This window comes from Marivita sp. (assembly GCF_020055675.1).
Lineage (GTDB): Bacteria > Pseudomonadota > Alphaproteobacteria > Rhodobacterales > Rhodobacteraceae > Marivita.
The window spans coordinates 1-15622 of sequence record NZ_JAIPUS010000013.1 but is presented as its reverse complement, the minus strand read 5'-3'; the positions used below and the strand labels follow the sequence as shown (position 1 = coordinate 15622).

Below are 15622 nucleotides of genomic sequence, written 5' to 3'. Positions count from 1 at the left end.
CGCGACACTTCGGCGCTTATTGTCAACCTAGGTCGTCTGGAGGTGGACGGCTAGGGGGTGGCCCGCTAAATAGCGTGTCGGAACACCGCTCGTGAGCGGTTCAACCCGTATTGTGGCCAGTACAACGGCCGATAAATGGAGAAAACCTCGTGTCCAACGCAGAACACCACGAAGGCACCCGGAGGGACTTCCTGTATTACGCCACGGCCGGAGCAGGTGCAGTCGCCACCGGCGCCGCGGTTTGGCCTTTGGTCAACCAGATGAATCCGTCGGCGGACGTGCTAGCATTGTCCTCGATCCGAGTGGACGTGTCGGGCGTGTCGGAAGGCTCGCAGATCACTGTCAAATGGCTCGGCAAGCCGGTCTTTATCCGCCGCCGCACCGAGACGGAAGTCGAGGACGCCCGCTCTGTCGACCTGTCCGACCTGCCCGATCCGATTGCCCGCAATGCAAACATCGAAGACGGCGCAGACGCGACCGACGAAAACCGCGCCCTGGACGAAACAGGCGAATGGCTGGTTCAGATGGGCGTCTGCACGCACCTTGGCTGCGTGCCGCTTGGAAATGCCGGTGATTACGCACTCGATGGTGGTGTCGGTGGCTGGTTCTGCCCATGCCACGGGTCGCATTATGATACGTCCGGTCGAATCCGCAGGGGGCCAGCCCCTGAAAACCTGCCGGTGCCCCCGGCGGAATTCGTCGACGAAACAACCATCCTGCTGGGATAAGGAGACGCGCGAATGTCTGGAATTCCACACGACCATTACGAGCCGTCATCCGGCGGCGAAAAGTGGCTGCACAAGCGGTTGCCGATCGTCGGACTGATGTATGACACCCTGATGCTTCCCACACCCAAGAACCTGAACTGGATGTGGATCTGGGGCATCGTGCTGACTTTCTGCCTTGTCTTGCAGATCATCACGGGTGTCGTTCTTGCGATGCATTACACACCACATGTCGATGAGGCCTTTGCCAGCATCGAACACATCATGCGGAACGTGAATGGCGGCGCGATGCTGCGCTACCTGCACATGAACGGCGCGTCGCTGTTCTTTGTTGCCGTCTATGCGCATATCTTCCGCGGCCTGTACTACGGTTCGTACAAGGCCCCGCGCGAGGTCACCTGGATCATCGGCATGCTGATCTACCTGCTGATGATGGGCACCGCGTTCATGGGCTATGTTCTGCCCTGGGGTCAGATGTCCTTCTGGGGTGCCACCGTGATCACTGGCCTGTTCGGCGCGATCCCGTTCATCGGTGAATCGATCCAGACCTGGCTGCTGGGCGGACCTGCCGTGGACAACGCCACGCTGAACCGCTTCTTCTCGCTGCACTACCTGATGCCGTTCATCATTGCCGGCCTCGTGATCGTGCACATCTGGGCCTTTCACACCACGGGCAACAACAACCCGACCGGTGTCGAAGTGCGCCGCACATCGAAGGCGGATGCCGAGAAGGACACCGTTCCGTTCTGGCCGTACTTCGTGATCAAGGACCTGTTCGCGCTGGCGATCATCCTTGCCGTGTTCTTTGCCGTGGTCGGCTTCATGCCCAACTACCTCGGACACCCGGACAACTATATCGAGGCAAATCCGCTGGTCACACCGGCGCACATCGTGCCGGAATGGTACTTCCTGCCGTTCTACGCGATCCTGCGTGCTTTTGACGGCGACGTCTGGGTCGTGATCGCAGCGAGCTTCCTCACCGGGGGCATCATCGACGCGAAGTTCTTCGGGGTTCTGGCCATGTTCGGGGCGATTGCCGTGATGGCGCTTGCACCTTGGCTCGACACGTCTTCGGTGCGGTCCGGTCGCTATCGCCCGATGTTCAAATGGTGGTTCTGGCTCTTCGTCGTGAACTTCTTCGTTCTGATGTGGGTCGGAGCAATGCCGGCCGAAGGGATCTACCCTTACATCGCCCTGATCGGATCAACCTATTGGTTTGCCTACTTCCTCGTGATCCTGCCGCTGCTCGGCGTGCTTGAAAAGCCGCTGCCGCAGCCAGACACGATCGAAGACGATTTCAAAGCAAACCTTGGCAAGTCCTCGTCCAAAGATGGCGCTCCCGTAGCGACCCCGGCCGAGTAAGAAAGGACAAGCACAGATGCTTAAGAAACTTGCCCTCGCGGCCACACTGGCCATGGCTCCCGTCTCCGGCGCATTTGCCGCCGGGGCCGACGGCCATGTCGAGAATTACGAGTTCTCCTTCGAAGGTCCGTTCGGGACCTTCGATCAGGCTCAGCTTCAGCGCGGTCTTCAGGTCTATACCCAGGTCTGTTCGGCCTGCCACGGCATGGAATATGTGCCACTGCGGACCCTCTCGTCCGAAACCGGTCCCGGCATGCCCGAGAATCAGGTGCGGGCGTATGCCGAACAGAACTTCGAAATCTACGACGAAGAGATCGATGATTGGCGCCCGGCGCGGCCAACCGACAATTTCCCGGCCAACGAAGCGGCCGGTGCCCCCGACCTCAGCATGATGGCCAAGGCACGTGCTGGATTCCACGGCCCCTATGGTCTCGGCATCAACCAGTTCTTCAAAGGTATGGGCGGACCCGAGTACATGGCCTCCCTGCTGACCGGGTACACCGGGGAGGACAAGGAAGAAGCGGGAGCCATTCTTTACGAGAACACGGCGTTCCCGGGCGGATGGATTTCCATGGCGCCGCCGCTCTGGGGCGATGATGTCGACTATGCCGATGGCACGGAAGCCACCATCGAGCAGCAATCCAAAGACGTTTCCGCATTTCTGATGTGGGCCGCCGAGCCCAAGCTTATGGCGCGCAAGCAAGCCGGGTTTGTCGGCGTGATCTTCCTGACGGTGCTGTCGGTGCTTCTCTACCTGACCAACAAGCGCCTCTGGGCGCCGGTCAAGGCCCGCGGCAAAGAGTAAGCGTCAAGCTTCGCTCTGTTTGGTATCGCGAAAAGCCCCGCCATCTTGGCGGGGCTTTTTTGTTGCAGGGCGGATACGCGTCGCGATCATCCGCCACCCAGATAGGCCCGCAGACCCGGTGGCGGATTGTCGAACAGCGCTGCCGTGTCGCGCGGCGCCGTCACCTGCCCCGCCTCGACCACGATAACCGTGCGCGCAAAGCGTTTCGCGTCATCGGGATCATGCGAGACCAGCAACACGGTCAGGCCTTCGGCCTCCGCAATCTCGGCCACGAGATCCAGCATCTGGTCCTTCAAGGCCGGTCCCAGCGCCGCGAAAGGCTCATCAAGAAGCACAACGGGACGCGCCTGGATCAACACTCGGGCCAGCGCCGCCCGGCTTTGCTGCCCGCCGGACATTTCCGCCAGGTACCGCCCGCCAAAGCCGGCGAGGCCAACCCGCTCCAGCACCGCGTCGATCCGCTCCGCGTCTCCCGGACGCCGCCGCCCCGTCGCCGGGTTCAAAGCAAGCGAAAGGTTCTGACGGATCGTGAGATGCGGAAACAGGTTGGTGTCCTGAAACAGGATACTGACCGGTCGGGTGCCGGGCGGCAATCGCGTGATATCCCGTCCCGCCCAGCGCACCGTGCCACGCTCCGGCAGGCGAAACCCGGCAATCACATCGAGCAATGTCGATTTGCCCGACCCGGACGCGCCGACCACAGCGACACGGTCCGCCTCCGGGACTGTCAGGTCTGCCGCCAGTTCGAAGTCACCCGCGCAGGCGAGGATGGAGTCAAGCTGCAGGGCCAACGCGACCTCCCCTGTCAAACAGCCAGAACATGCCAAGGCTCAGCAGCAAGAGCAAAAGCGCCGCGCCCGCCGCCTGGTCCATCCGGTACGCGCCCATCAGTTGATACACCTTCAACGGCAGGGTCGCCCTGTCGGGATCGGCAAACAGGGCTATCACACCAAGGTCCCCCATCGACAGCGCCGCGGTCAGCCCCGCACCGAACCCCAGCGGGCGTTTGAGGCGCGGCAGAAACACCCACCAAAGCCATGCCCACCCCGACAGGCCCAGCGCGCCGCGCAGGCGGCCATACTCCGCACGGATTGTCTCGGCCTCGGGGCGCAGGATGCGCAGGACAAATGGCAGACTGACAAAGGCGTTGACCGTCGCCGTCACATACAGGGCCAAGTCGAACGGATTGGCAAACGGCCGGACAATCAGGAACAATCCGATCCCCAGAACCAGCGGCGACAGGGCAATCCCCGACAGGCCGAGCCATTCGCCCCAACGCGTCGCGAGCGGGAGCGCCCACAAAAGGCACAGCGCGGTCGATCCCAGGGCCACAAGGATCGAATGACCTGCTGATTGCCAGACCGATGTTCCCAGATCGGACAGGCCCGCGACACCGTTCAACACCACCATGGCAAGCGGTGTCAGCAGGAAAAGCGCCGCGAGCACGATCCACGCCGCATCCACCAGGACCATCATGCGCCCCGCCGTGTCCCAGCGCGGGGCATGCCGGTCCAACCCCTTGGCCGCGACAGGCACAGAGGTCACGCGCAGCGCAATCAACCCGGCGGACAGCGCCAAGCCAATCTGCACCACCCCCAGAACCGCGGCCCGCGCAAGATCGAAATCAAAGCGCATGGATTGATAGATGGCCAATTCCAGTGTTGTCGCCCGCGGCCCCCCGCCCAGCGTCAGCGCCACGGCAAAGGACGACAGGCAAATGACAAAGATCACGGCAAAGGCACCTGGCACGAGCCGTCGCAGCATCGGCCATTCGATGCAGCGCCACATGGCGCGTCGGCCCATTCCCAGCGTCGCGGCAAGGCGAAACTGCTCTGCGGGGATGCCAAGCCAGCCTTGCAGGATCAGCCGGGTTGCCAGCGGCAGGTTGAAAAACACATGCGCCACCAGCACCCCCTGCAAGCCATAGATCTGCAGCTCGGGCACCCCCAGTGGCGATAGCGCACGGTTGAGAACTCCGGTTTGCCCGAACACGGCCAAAAGGCCCAGCACTGCGACGATGACCGGCAGGATAAAGGGGGCCCCCAACAGCGCAACCAACAGCCCACGTCCAATGAAGTCGCGTCGGGCCAGAGCGCGGGCCAAAGGCACCGCGAATGCGACACTCAAAAGCGCCGACAGCGTGGCCTGCACCAGCGTGAACCGAAACGCCTGCCAATCGGCGGGCCGAAAGCCGGAAAACGCCTCGGCCCGCAGGACAACCGCCGTGACCGGGCCGATCACCAGCCCGATCACGCTCAGCGCTGCGATTATCGAGACAGCGCGCGGCGCCATTCCTCAACCGTTTCGTCGCGCAGGGCGGCGGCTTCATCCTCGGTGTAGAACAGCACGGTGTCCGGCAGGTCCAGCGCCTTGAAACCGTCTGGCCACCTGGACGGGTCCAGCTTGGCCGGGAAAGACCAGTTGCCCGTGGCGATCATGGTCTGGAATGCTTCGGATAGCTGGAACTCGAGGAATTGATCGGCAAGCTGCGGCACATCCGTTCCGGCCACCTTGGCCGACAGCTCGACCATGAAGTAATGCCCTTCCGGGAAAATCGCGGCCTTCTTGGTCCGGTCATCCTCGGCAATAATGTGATAGGCCGGCGATGTGGTGTAGCTCAGCACCATGTCTGCCTCACCATCGGTGAAGAGACCATAGCTTTCCGACCAGCCCTTGGTCACGGTCAGGATTTTCGGCGCAAGCTGTTCCCAGACCGCTTCGGCCGCGTCGCCGTAGATCGCCTTCACCCACAGCACAAGCGCCAGTCCGGAAATCGATGAGCGCGGGTCCTGAATGACGATCTTCAAATCGTCTGGCGCGTTCAGCAGCGCCTCGAAGCTTTCCGGGACATCGGAAATCCGCTCTTCGTCATAGACAAATGCGGTGTGCCCGTAATTATACGGCAGGAACACGTCGTCGGTCCAATCGACCGGCAGGGTCAACGCCCCGGTATCCTGTCCATGCGGCGCAAACAGACCGCTTTCCCGCGCGCGCTTGGTCACATCGGTGTTCAGGCCGAAAACGATATCCGCGTCGGTCTGATCGCCTTCCAGCAATATGCGGGGCAACAGATCACCCGGCTTGAATTGCAGGTCGCAGTCACACTGCGCCTCGAACATCTCTTCGATCCGGGGGCCGGGACCCCATTCCGAGACGATGTAATCGCCCGCATAGACGGTCAGAACGGGTCGGTCCTGCGCGGCGACCGTCGTGGTCGTGGCAAGAAGTCCCGCAGCAAAGATCAGGGCCGGTTTCATGGCATCCTCCTGGTTTGCGACGAGAGGGCAAAGCAGGAGCATATCCAAACCTTCCCTCCGCCGGTGTTAACCGGTTCAGGTTCAACGGGTTCGCATCACGCATCTCAGCCAAGCTTCTTGACACCCCGAGGTGTCACGAAACGTAAGGCTGCCGGCGCCCGCCTTCAAGACGAAAACCGCTCTGCTTCATCTTGCCCCTAAACTCCGGGGGTTCGGGGGCTGGCCCCCGACCTGTCGGATGGGCGCAGCCCATTCGAAACACCTTGAGACCGATCGCGCCCTGCCCTAGGACACGTCTCAGCCAAGGAGACCGCCATGAGCCTGAACACATTCGGACATTTCTTCCGTGTCACCACATGGGGCGAAAGCCACGGGCCTGCCCTTGGGGCCACGGTGGACGGCTGCCCGCCGGGGGTTCCGATTGACGCGGGCATGATCCAGCACTGGATGGACCGGCGCAAACCCGGGCAGAACAAGTTCACGACCCAGCGCCGCGAGGCGGACGAGGTCAAGATCCTGTCGGGTGTATTCGAAGGCCAGACCACCGGCACACCGGTGCAACTGATGATCGAAAACACCGACCAGCGGTCCAAGGATTACTCCGACATCAAGGAGAAATTCCGGCCGGGCCATGCCGATATCACCTATTGGCAGAAATACGGTATCCGCGACTATCGCGGCGGCGGTCGGTCCTCGGCGCGCGAAACGGCGTCGCGGGTGGCGGCGGGTGGCCTGGCCCGCGAGGCGATCCGGGCGCTGCTGCCGGGTGTGCAGATCACCGGCTACATGACCCAGATGGGGCCGCATCGGATCGACCGCGCCCGGTTCGACTGGGAGGAGATCGAGAACAACCCTTTCTGGGTCCCGGATGCCACCGCGGCGAGCGACTGGGCCGGATATCTCGACGGGCTGCGCAAGTCGGGCGAAAGCGTCGGCGCTGTCATCGAGGTGGTCGCGCGCGGCGTGCCGGCGGGACTGGGCGCGCCGATCTATGGCAAGCTGGACACCGATCTGGCCGCCGCGATGATGAGCATCAACGCCGTCAAGGGCGTCGAGATCGGTGAGGGTATGTCCTCGGCCATGCTCACCGGGACGTTGAATGCAGATGAGATCTTCATGGGGCCGACCGGGCCGGAATACAGTTCCAACCACGCAGGCGGCGTTCTGGGCGGCATTTCAACCGGGCAGGACATCGTCGTGCGCTTCGCCGTCAAGCCAACCTCGTCGATCCTGAGCACGCGACGCACCATCACCAAGTCCGGCGAAGAGACCGAGATTGTCACCAAGGGGCGGCATGATCCCTGCGTGGGCATTCGGGCCGTGCCGGTGGGCGAGGCGATGATGGCTTGCGTGATCCTGGATCACATGCTGCTGCATCGCGGCCAGGTCGGGGAAAATCGCGGTACGATCGGTTGAGCGTCCCATGCATGGGACAGTGAAAAATCCTGCACGATCAACGGGTTTGGCGAGAGATTTGCACCGCGAGGATACCCAGCGCGATGATGATCACGCCCCCCATATCCGCAGCCCCAAGTTGTTCAGACAGAATTAACGCCGCGATCGCCACGCCCAAAAACGGGTTGAGGAAGTGGAAAGTCGCAGCCTTGACGGCTCCGATCCGATTGACGAGCCAGAACCAGACCAGCGTCGCCGCAAGGCCCGGCACCAGCGTGGTGTAGACAAATGCCAGCACCAGCCGCGACGACAATGTGACCTCTGGCACTTCCAGAAGCAGTCCGGCCGGCCACAAGACGGCGCTGCCGATCAGCATTTGCAGGCCGACAACCATCATGAAATTGCCCCCCGAGCTGGCGTTCTTGAGCGCCAGCGTCGCTGCCGTCAAGGACAGCACGCCAAGGATGCACAGGCCGATGCCGTAAAGATCGGCCCCCGCCTCCAGCCGCGCCCCCATGATGATGACCACGCCGCAAAACCCGGCGACCAGGCCGATGATGCCCAATGGCGAGATCCGCTGGCCGGCGAAAACCCATCCTGCCACCCCGACCAACAACGGCATGGAGGACGCGATTATGGCAGCCAAGGAGGCTTCGATCCGCTGCATCGCCATGAAATTCAGGCCAAGATAAAGCGCGTTCTGGCAGATACCGAAAATGATCGTGGCGCGCCATTGAATCCGCGTGAGGTGCCAGCTCTGGCCCATCCAGCGCGCCACGATCACCGCGAGCACGCCGGAAATGGTGAACCGCAGCGCGAGCGCCATCAAAGGCGGCGCATCTGCCACGATGATGCGGGCCGACGTGAAGGCCGAAGACCACATGACCGCGAAGGCCATCCCCATCAGGATTGCGCGTATGTCCAAGACTGGTCTCCGGGTCAGTTCCTGGGGTGTGATAGACGCCACGCGACGTAGGGGAAAGGGCGCGCGAAGGCGAATCTTGACCAAGCGGCGATGTTCACAATCCCGTGCTGCCCGGTCCCGGACGTCGCCCCAAGGCGCTATAATCCCGCAAAACGACACACACACGGATCCGAGATACCTCGACAGGAGATATGACATGCCCGTCCTTCGTCCCACCCGTCGAACGATGCTTGCCCTGACCGGGGCCGCTGTCGGAGCGGCGGCAACAACAGGTGTATCGGCCGTGCTGCATCCGGCCCGCGCGCAGGGCATCGCTCCAACCCAGACGATGCGCGGCGGGGCGAACAACTATCGCCCCGGGGCACCGATCGTGGAACGAATTGGCAGTGGCGGCTTCCTGATGACGGGCACCGTCCGGCGTGCAGGAGATGGAATGCCTCTACCGAACCAACGCATCCAGATCTGGGCGCACACGACCGAAGGCCACGAGCGCGATCCGCACAGCCATGGCGCGACGCTGACCGACGCAAACGGGGTCTTCCGCATGGATATGCCGCAGATCGTGCCGGCCTTCGGGCAGCCGCATGGACACCTTGCCCATGATGCCGAGCATGGCGATGGCCGCTTCGAGACCGTCTTCTTGCGGCCGGTGATGAAAAGCGCCGGCGATACGCAATTGAAGGTCGACTTCGTTTTGAAACCCGCCTGACCGCATGCGCGCGCCCGGAGCAGTTTTCCGGAACGGAATGATCTGGACCGTCGTTCTTGTGGCGGTGGGCAGTCCGGTGGCCATTGCGGCGCAAAGCCCGTTGCTGGAATGGCGCGACGCGGTCTACATTATTGGAGGCTTTGCCGGGATCGTCGCATTGTCACTGATGCTGCTGCAACCTCTGTTGGTGATCGGCGATGTGCCCCTGCTTTCCGGACGGAGGGGGCGACGCGCACATGTATTTCTGGGCCTTGCGATCACCGGGCTGATTGGTGTGCATGTTGTCGGACTCTGGGTCACCAGCCCGCCGGATATCGTCGATGCCCTGCTCTTTCGGTCGCCCACACCGTTCTCCGCCTGGGGCGTGATCGCAATGTGGGCGATCTTTGCGTCGGTTGTCCTCGCCGGGCTGCGCTTTCGTTTGCGGCCGCGGAGCTTTCGCTTGGCGCATTCCGGCCTCGTTGTGGTGATCGTCGCAGGCAGCGTTTTGCATGCGGTCCAGATCCACGGCACCATGGGTACGATTTCGAAGGGCGCGCTTTGCGGTCTCATCGGTCTGGCAGTGGCAAGGGCACTTGCCGGACGCAAGGTCTGGAAGCTTGTTTTCCGGGTCGGGTCGGCCCGCTGATCCACGCCGCGTGACATGAAAAACCCCGCTGGATCACCAGCGGGGCAAGGTGTGTGCCGCGGAGATGGCCGCAGGCACCGGCGGTTTTCTGTAACTTCTCAGGTCATTTCAGACCGGATCTGCTGACGCAGCACGTCAATCGGGACGGTCTTGCCATCTCGTTTGAAACACCAGTATGTCCATCCGTTGCAGCTTGGTGCGCCTTCGAGATGGGCGCCAACCTGATGGATGGAGCCTTTCACGTCATTGCCGATCACCGTGCCATCGGCGCGAACCTTGGCCTTGTGACGACCGTTCATGCTCAGCAATTCCTCACCGGGGCGCAGCATGCCGCGTTCGACCAATTGCCCGAAGGGCACGCGCGGTTCAGCCCGCTTGCTGACGCTGGTCTCCAGCGCCGCCTTGTCGAGACGACGCACTGCCGAAATCCGTTTCGCCGCCGCGTCGCGATATTTTTCATCGCGCTCGATGCCGATCCAGTCGCGGCCCAACATCTTGGCAACGGCGCCGGTTGTGCCGGTACCGAAAAACGGATCGAGCACGATATCCCCCGGCTTGGTCGCGCCGACAAGAATCCGATGCAACAGGGCCTGCGGTTTCTGTGTCGGGTGCGTTTTTTCGCCGGCCTCATCCTTCAGCCGCTCCCCGCCGTTACAGATCGGCAAAACCCAATCGGATCGCATCTGGATGCCGTCGTTCAACGCCTTCAACGCCTCGTAATTGAAGGTGTATTTCGCGCCTTCGGATTTCGACGCCCAGATCATCGTTTCATGCGCATTGGTGAACCGTTTGCCGCGGAAATTCGGCATCGGGTTCGATTTGCGCCAGACCACGTCGTTCAGGATCCAGTATCCCTCGTCCTGGAGCGCGGCCCCGACGCGGAAGATATTGTGGTAGGATCCGATCACCCAGATCGCGCCATCGGGTTTGAGCAGGCGGCGCGCCGCCTTGAGCCACGCGCGCGTGAACTCGTCATAGGCCTTGAAACTCGAAAACTGGTCCCAGTCGTCGTCAACCGCATCAACGCGGGAGTTGTCCGGGCGGTGCAAATCGCCCCGCAGCTGAAGATTGTACGGGGGATCGGCAAAGATCAGGTCGATGGACGCGGCGGGCAGCGCGTTCATTGCCTCGATGCAATCACCGTTCAGGATCGTGTTCACGGGCAACGCCGCAGCGCTGTTGGGTTTGGTCATTTTTGTCATTCTCTGCCTATCGTCCCGGCGCAATTGTTGCGCTCTGTGATTGCAACGAAAGATGAGTCAAAGCTGATTCGTGGTCAATTTCTTTTTTGAATCATGTGGTTAAGAAATTAGCTTGTCACAATATATTGTGGACCGGTCTAAACGAACGTCTATGGTGAGGGGTCACACCAAGATTTCGGAGCGCATCTTTGTGACATTTCGTCGGGTAGCCTTGGTTGGTATCCCAGCCATAGCCCGGATACTGTTGCGCCAAATCCCACATGAGCGCATCGCGTCTTGTTTTGGCTACGATTGACGCTGCCGCGATGCTCAATGACAGGCTGTCGCCTTTCACGATCGGCGTGGCGGGGCACGCCAGATCGCGGGGCAGCAGATTGCCGTCAATCAACACATGATCCGGGGGGCTGGGCAGCGCGTCGATGGCACGGCACATGGCCAGGTGGCTGGCCTGCAATATATTGAGGGCATCGATCTCTTCAACGGACGCCTCGCCGATGCCGATCACGGCCATCTTGATGATATCGCGCAGGATTTCGCTGCGCTTCGGGGCGGTCAGCGTTTTTGAATCGCGCAGCCCATCCGGGATCCCGCCTGGCCTGAGCACAACCGCCGCCGCCACCACGGGCCCTGCCAAAGGCCCCCGTCCCGCCTCATCAACACCGGCGACACGCGAAAGCCCGCGTCCGATCAGTTCCGTCTCGAAAACATAGTTTGGCATCATGTGCTTAGCTCGCGCATCCGGACCCGTTTGGCAAGCAGATGCACTCCTGAGAGGCCCACTCCGCTCCCGACGCGCGCCTTTCCCCCGGATTTTGCATTTTTCCATGGAAAACCCACTGGACACGCCCCGAACCGTCACATAGAACGCCGAAACCTGAACAATGATCGTTCACCCGTGCCCGGGTAGCTCAGGGGTAGAGCAGTGGATTGAAAATCCTCGTGTCGGTGGTTCGATTCCGCCCCCGGGCACCATTTAAATATATGAAAGAAAATAATAATTTTCCAAACTGCTGAGCTGGCTCCTGGTGCAAGCCCATGTTGGGCAACGCCGGGGCAACAGATTTTCTTTGATCGAGACCTCACGTGTTTGTGAACGTTTTGACGGCATTATTCTTCATCGCCGGGTGTGGTCGGCGTCAGGCGCTGAATATAGGCACGGACCTGGTCTTCGCGCCACCGGACGCAACCCGGCGACAAGTGCAGTGGCGGCGGAAACCGAGGGTCGCGCTTTTGCATACGGTAAAGCGTGGCTCGCGACACGCTCAGCAACTCGGCCGTTTCCTTGAGGTTCATGAGTCTTGGCATCTGGGACATGGTAGGCTCCTTTTCTGCTCATAGTTTACCATGCCGTACTGGGACACGGCATCGACTGTCTGGCCCCTTCCTTCAGTAAAATGTGGATAAACAGCATGTTATGGTCCCCCTGTTGACGATTTCCATCACGGAAAGCGCGTTAGCCGCTGTTGTCTCTTCATTCGAGGCCATCACTCTTCGGACAAGGGATGTCCCTAGTATGCCAGCCCGTCATTTGGCGTTTCCGGGCCGGCGCTTGTTTTGATGCTTTCGGCCGGCAGGCTCGCTGATCTGGCCCACATTGAAGTCTTCAGTGATACCGCCCGCCGGAGGATTCTTACAAAAGCCATGAGGTGCCCGGTGCAGTGCCAGAGGACCTCAGTCATAAGGAGACGGGGTATCATCTCCGGGTTCAGGGCGGTCCAATCCCGTGACTGTCCATCTCCCACGAGATCATCAGCAATCGACCTCGCCAGTTCGAGATCTTCGTCTTCTACTGCCTCGATCTGGGCAGAGCGCACCCGAAGACGCGGATTTCGGTGTTCGTCGATCAACAGGATGTCGCCGTCGCGGTTTCGAGAGGCGCGCAATCCCTGTTTCGCCTCCGACCGCGGCTGCGCGATCACAGACAGAAAGTGGATCAAGGTTGGCTCGGGCTGACTGTCTGACTCAGCAACTCGATCAGCGTGTTCACCTTGGTTTCCAACTGGACGCGTGACGCGTCGCGTTCCTTTGCGACCCGTATCAAGTCCCTCATCTGCTGATCGCGGGTTTGCTGGGACATCTCCAGCGCTTGTAGACGGTTGGTCATTTGAGTCATCGCTCTGTGCACTTTGGACAGGTCCGATGATGCTTGTGTCTGGAGGCTCTGGATACTGCTGAGGTACTGAAAAAGTTGCTCGATCAGCTTCTGTGAACGGTCCGGCACTTGTTCGAGTTCGTCCACGATCGGCACCAGCCTGTGGAGCAGCTCTTCCAGCTCCCGCGTCATGCGATGCAGGTTTTCCAGCTCGTCTTGCATCTCCGGTTGATCCATATTTGCTTCGGATGGCGGCTTTCTCATTTGCTTGTCTCCATTTTGTAAGTTGGTCTATATGCTTGGGTTCTGCGGCCGCGAAGATTTGCGAAAGCGCTAGACCGTGTTCCCGTGCTTGAAGAGCACGGAGAAAAGAAAGCCTCCGTATCAAGCTACGGAAGCCAAATTGCCGACCGACATCCCTGCCTTTCACGCGACATGTCCGCGTCATTCGGAAGAGGCGCGTTTCTTCAATAATGTCCGTGCGATAAACTACGCCGATCGGACCTCCGGGGTGATAGCGCTTTTCGACATCGATACCTTCTTGCGAACATTTCTCGCAGAATGCCTGCCAGGATACGGGTCGATGATCATTCAGAATATTATTAAGCGCAGGGCCGATTTTGCGAATTGCGTAAGAATGATGATCATCGTTAAGCCATGCGCGCCCTGAAATCGGTGCTTGTAATTTTACGGGAGCTTTGGGTCCATCGGGAAATGGAACTGGCAAGCCAGCTCTCCGTGCGGCCTCATTCTGAAAACCTTATCGATCAGATGGGAGCCTTGGATAAAAACGGCGTCCATCAATCGAAAATGGGCTGAACATGACATGAATGTGGTCCATTTTCTGATTCAGGTGTCGAAACGCGAAATACCAAAGTTGGTGAAGCGGTGCGCCAAGCCGATCGAGAATAAAGGAAAGCGCCCTTTTCCATTTCTTTTTCGTGAGCCGTTGATTTGGTGCCAGCGACACAGTTGCGTGCAACAACTCGGGGCGTTCGTCCGTCGCGTGGCGTGCGTGGTGGTCCCGGAATGTCCTCAGGACATCCTTCGGCCGGTTGATCAAGACGCTGGCACTGATCAGCTCGCCGCCGCGCATCGGATATCTCACAACGCTCTGCGTCAGGGGAACCGGCCGGAGGTCAATCCTCATCCCGCGCCTCCAACGCCAGCACCGCACGCTCGATCCGTCGCGCCGCGCGCAGCACGCGCTTCCGGATCTCGTTGTCATCGACTTGCTGCGCGGCGTCGTTCAGCAGGGTGATTACGTCATGCCTCAGCCCGGCGTTACCGTCAGCGCAGTCTCTTCCGAAACGGCCCAGCGCCGCGTCGCGCAAGAACGGCTCGTTCTTCTTGTACCCGCGCCGAGCCACCCGGCGCTGAAGCGCCGCGAAGTCATCCGGCGTAAATCGTACTGCGACCGTCTTTTTCGTCATGATACACCCGCTTTGTCCGCAGGCTTCCTGTAGTATATACGCCCAAGTCCGCGAAAGGAGTTGTCCACATGTTTCGAGCCGCAGTCGTCGTTTTGCCCATTTGTAACATCTGGCCTTTTAGTTCGTGCAGGACATTCACGGGATAAATCACTGAAAACGCCCATATGACCCGAAAATTATGATCAGCGTAACGTAATATGATGTTCATGTTTGCGACTTTTATGCGCAGCAAATCCAGTCACCGAAAAACACGCGAAACGGGCCGATCTGACCTTTGAAACGGCCGCCAACCGAGCAGTCACGAATTGCCACACCCCCGCGAACCTGCGATGCTGCGCAGCGAACGGGCCGGAAAGGCCAGAGCAGCGAAGGGGGCCGCGCGTTGTCAATCGGCTTCGAATCTTGCCCTGCTATCGGCGTCTAATTTTGAGCTCCCCAATCGTGTTTTTACGGCAGCTGACGTCCACGTAGCGGTTGAGGTGAGGGAGGGGCCCGGCGCCGTGTAGCCGTCATGGAGCGAGGCGGCGCCGGGCCCCTCCCTCGTGGTCAGGTCCGGTTACAGATGCGCGAGCTCTCGTTGCTGTTCTCGACGATGTCACAGTGGTGCGTGAGCCGGTCGAGCAAGGCGGTCGTCATCTTGGCGTCCGTGAATCCACTGGGCCATTCGGCGAACGTCATGGTGGTGATCAGGACCGAGGTGCGCTCGTATAACGTGCTGATCAGGTGGAATAGTAGTTGGCCACCGGCCTGTGCGAAGGGAAGGCATCCAAGGTCACGTCCGATCAGTTCACATCTAGAGAAAGTGTCCGACCTTTTTTGTATGAGTGATCCGGTCCATGCTTCACCGAAAGGAAGCATGAATGATCATCTCAAAAGAAATGTTGGACGAATTGCTGAAGGGTGTGGAGCGCCCTGAGGATCTGCTCGGCGATGCTGGGGTGATGAAAGAGCTGAAGATCAAGCTCATGGAACGTATGCTGGGTGCGGAGTTGACGGCGCATCTCGGCTACGAGGAAGGCAAAGACGTTCCAACCGGTGAGACCAACCGGCGGAATGGGGCCCCGACCAAGGTGCTCAAGAGCCAGGACG

18 protein-coding genes, 1 tRNA gene, 1 pseudogene and 1 riboswitch are annotated in these 15622 nt (G+C 60.5%); of the genes and pseudogenes, 8 read left to right on the top strand and 12 right to left on the bottom strand.

The features are described 5' to 3' along the window. Positions 1–149: 149 nt before the first annotated feature. From petA to LCF59_RS10300, 3 genes are read left to right on the top strand one after another with little or no spacing between them, the layout of a single operon-like run. The gene (gene petA, locus LCF59_RS10310; RefSeq protein WP_292287381.1) at positions 150–728 is read left to right on the top strand and encodes a ubiquinol-cytochrome c reductase iron-sulfur subunit; all 579 of its coding nucleotides are present in this window, start codon (positions 150–152) and stop codon (positions 726–728) included. 12 nt (positions 729–740) lie between these two features. Continuing rightward, positions 741–2087 (top strand): cytochrome b N-terminal domain-containing protein, encoded by a 1347-nt coding sequence (locus LCF59_RS10305; protein ID WP_292287380.1) that lies wholly within the window; start codon positions 741–743, stop codon positions 2085–2087. Positions 2088–2103: 16 nt separating this feature from the next. Then, positions 2104–2892, top strand: coding sequence for a cytochrome c1 (locus LCF59_RS10300; RefSeq protein WP_292287379.1), 789 nt, complete (start codon positions 2104–2106; stop codon positions 2890–2892). Positions 2893–2978: 86 nt separating this feature from the next. Here LCF59_RS10300 and LCF59_RS10295 read toward each other — a convergent pair whose 3' ends face one another. The 3 genes from LCF59_RS10295 to LCF59_RS10285 are packed head-to-tail and all read right to left on the bottom strand — an operon-like array spanning position 2979 to position 6149. Next, entirely contained in the window at positions 2979–3677 is a 699-nt protein-coding gene (locus LCF59_RS10295) for an ATP-binding cassette domain-containing protein (protein WP_292287452.1), read from the bottom strand. After that, complete coding sequence (locus LCF59_RS10290; RefSeq protein WP_292287378.1) at positions 3667–5184, bottom strand: thiamine/thiamine pyrophosphate ABC transporter permease ThiP; 1518 nt, start codon at positions 5182–5184, stop codon at positions 3667–3669. Before LCF59_RS10290 ends, LCF59_RS10295 begins: the two co-directional genes overlap by 11 nt. Further along, positions 5160–6149 (bottom strand): thiamine ABC transporter substrate binding subunit, encoded by a 990-nt coding sequence (locus LCF59_RS10285; RefSeq protein ID WP_292287377.1) that lies wholly within the window; start codon positions 6147–6149, stop codon positions 5160–5162. The genes LCF59_RS10290 and LCF59_RS10285 overlap by 25 nt, the downstream gene beginning before the upstream one ends. 35 nt (positions 6150–6184) lie before the next feature. After that, a riboswitch (TPP riboswitch) is annotated at positions 6185–6287 on the bottom strand. Between the two features lie 177 nt (positions 6288–6464). Here LCF59_RS10285 and aroC point away from each other — a divergent pair. Beyond that, a complete protein-coding gene (gene aroC / locus LCF59_RS10280) occupies positions 6465–7565 on the top strand; it encodes a chorismate synthase (protein WP_292287376.1) in 1101 nt (366 codons plus the stop codon). A gap of 37 nt (positions 7566–7602) precedes the next feature. Here aroC and LCF59_RS10275 read toward each other — a convergent pair whose 3' ends face one another. Next, positions 7603–8469, bottom strand: coding sequence for a DMT family transporter (locus LCF59_RS10275; protein WP_292287375.1), 867 nt, complete (start codon positions 8467–8469; stop codon positions 7603–7605). Positions 8470–8695: 226 nt separating this feature from the next. On the opposite strand from LCF59_RS10275, the gene LCF59_RS10270 reads away from it, so the two are divergent. Both LCF59_RS10270 and LCF59_RS10265 read left to right on the top strand, forming a co-directional pair. Further along, positions 8696–9178: a twin-arginine translocation pathway signal gene (locus LCF59_RS10270; RefSeq protein WP_292287374.1), complete on the top strand. Its 483-nt coding sequence runs from the start codon at positions 8696–8698 to the stop codon at positions 9176–9178. 37 nt (positions 9179–9215) lie between these two features. Then, positions 9216–9806, top strand: coding sequence for a ferric reductase-like transmembrane domain-containing protein (locus tag LCF59_RS10265; protein ID WP_292287373.1), 591 nt, complete (start codon positions 9216–9218; stop codon positions 9804–9806). Positions 9807–9904: 98 nt separating this feature from the next. Here the strand turns inward: LCF59_RS10265 and LCF59_RS10260 are convergent, their stop codons facing one another. Beyond that, the gene (locus tag LCF59_RS10260) at positions 9905–11008 is read right to left on the bottom strand and encodes a site-specific DNA-methyltransferase (RefSeq protein WP_292287372.1); all 1104 of its coding nucleotides are present in this window, start codon (positions 11006–11008) and stop codon (positions 9905–9907) included. A gap of 115 nt (positions 11009–11123) precedes the next feature. After that, positions 11124–11729, bottom strand: a complete 606-nt coding sequence (locus tag LCF59_RS10255) for a ribonuclease HII (RefSeq protein WP_292287451.1) — start codon at positions 11727–11729, stop codon at positions 11124–11126. Between the two features lie 176 nt (positions 11730–11905). Here LCF59_RS10255 and LCF59_RS10250 point away from each other — a divergent pair. Next, positions 11906–11980: transfer RNA gene (locus tag LCF59_RS10250), tRNA-Phe, on the top strand. Positions 11981–12115: 135 nt separating this feature from the next. Here the strand turns inward: LCF59_RS10250 and LCF59_RS10245 are convergent. The 6 genes and pseudogenes from LCF59_RS10245 to LCF59_RS10220 form a co-directional block, all read right to left on the bottom strand. Then, complete coding sequence (locus tag LCF59_RS10245; protein WP_292287371.1) at positions 12116–12322, bottom strand: AlpA family transcriptional regulator; 207 nt, start codon at positions 12320–12322, stop codon at positions 12116–12118. A 194-nt stretch (positions 12323–12516) separates the two neighbouring features. Continuing rightward, positions 12517–12945 (bottom strand): hypothetical protein, encoded by a 429-nt coding sequence (locus LCF59_RS10240; RefSeq protein ID WP_292287370.1) that lies wholly within the window; start codon positions 12943–12945, stop codon positions 12517–12519. After that, a complete protein-coding gene (locus LCF59_RS10235) occupies positions 12942–13364 on the bottom strand; it encodes a P-loop NTPase fold protein (protein ID WP_292287369.1) in 423 nt (140 codons plus the stop codon). Before LCF59_RS10235 ends, LCF59_RS10240 begins: the two co-directional genes overlap by 4 nt. Before the next feature lie 496 nt (positions 13365–13860). Then, a complete protein-coding gene (locus LCF59_RS10230) occupies positions 13861–14250 on the bottom strand; it encodes a hypothetical protein (protein WP_292287368.1) in 390 nt (129 codons plus the stop codon). Then, entirely contained in the window at positions 14240–14533 is a 294-nt protein-coding gene (locus LCF59_RS10225; RefSeq protein ID WP_292287367.1) for a hypothetical protein, read from the bottom strand. Before LCF59_RS10225 ends, LCF59_RS10230 begins: the two co-directional genes overlap by 11 nt. 546 nt (positions 14534–15079) lie before the next feature. Next, positions 15080–15349, bottom strand: a pseudogene (locus LCF59_RS10220) (ATP-binding protein); the annotation flags it as partial. 44 nt (positions 15350–15393) lie between these two features. Between LCF59_RS10220 and LCF59_RS10215 the strand changes: the two are divergent. Then, a partial coding sequence (locus LCF59_RS10215; protein WP_292287366.1) for a transposase occupies positions 15394–15622 on the top strand: 229 nt, incomplete at its 3' end.

Bases quoted from the DNA above. Each gene is read 5' to 3' on its own strand.
- LCF59_RS10300 (WP_292287379.1), top strand. From the start codon at position 2,104: ATGCTTAAGAAACTTGCCCTCGCGGCCACACTGGCCATGGCTCCCGTC.
- LCF59_RS10235 (WP_292287369.1), bottom strand. From the start codon at position 13,364: ATGAGAAAGCCGCCATCCGAAGCAAATATGGATCAACCGGAGATGCAA.
- LCF59_RS10265 (WP_292287373.1), top strand. From the start codon at position 9,216: ATGATCTGGACCGTCGTTCTTGTGGCGGTGGGCAGTCCGGTGGCCATT.
- LCF59_RS10225 (WP_292287367.1), bottom strand. From the start codon at position 14,533: ATGACGAAAAAGACGGTCGCAGTACGATTTACGCCGGATGACTTCGCG.
- LCF59_RS10285 (WP_292287377.1), bottom strand. From the start codon at position 6,149: ATGAAACCGGCCCTGATCTTTGCTGCGGGACTTCTTGCCACGACCACG.
- LCF59_RS10305 (WP_292287380.1), top strand. From the start codon at position 741: ATGTCTGGAATTCCACACGACCATTACGAGCCGTCATCCGGCGGCGAA.
- aroC (WP_292287376.1), top strand. From the start codon at position 6,465: ATGAGCCTGAACACATTCGGACATTTCTTCCGTGTCACCACATGGGGC.
- LCF59_RS10290 (WP_292287378.1), bottom strand. From the start codon at position 5,184: ATGGCGCCGCGCGCTGTCTCGATAATCGCAGCGCTGAGCGTGATCGGG.
- LCF59_RS10260 (WP_292287372.1), bottom strand. From the start codon at position 11,008: ATGACAAAAATGACCAAACCCAACAGCGCTGCGGCGTTGCCCGTGAAC.
- LCF59_RS10230 (WP_292287368.1), bottom strand. From the start codon at position 14,250: ATGAGGATTGACCTCCGGCCGGTTCCCCTGACGCAGAGCGTTGTGAGA.
- LCF59_RS10245 (WP_292287371.1), bottom strand. From the start codon at position 12,322: ATGTCCCAGATGCCAAGACTCATGAACCTCAAGGAAACGGCCGAGTTG.
- LCF59_RS10270 (WP_292287374.1), top strand. From the start codon at position 8,696: ATGCTTGCCCTGACCGGGGCCGCTGTCGGAGCGGCGGCAACAACAGGT.
- LCF59_RS10255 (WP_292287451.1), bottom strand. From the start codon at position 11,729: ATGATGCCAAACTATGTTTTCGAGACGGAACTGATCGGACGCGGGCTT.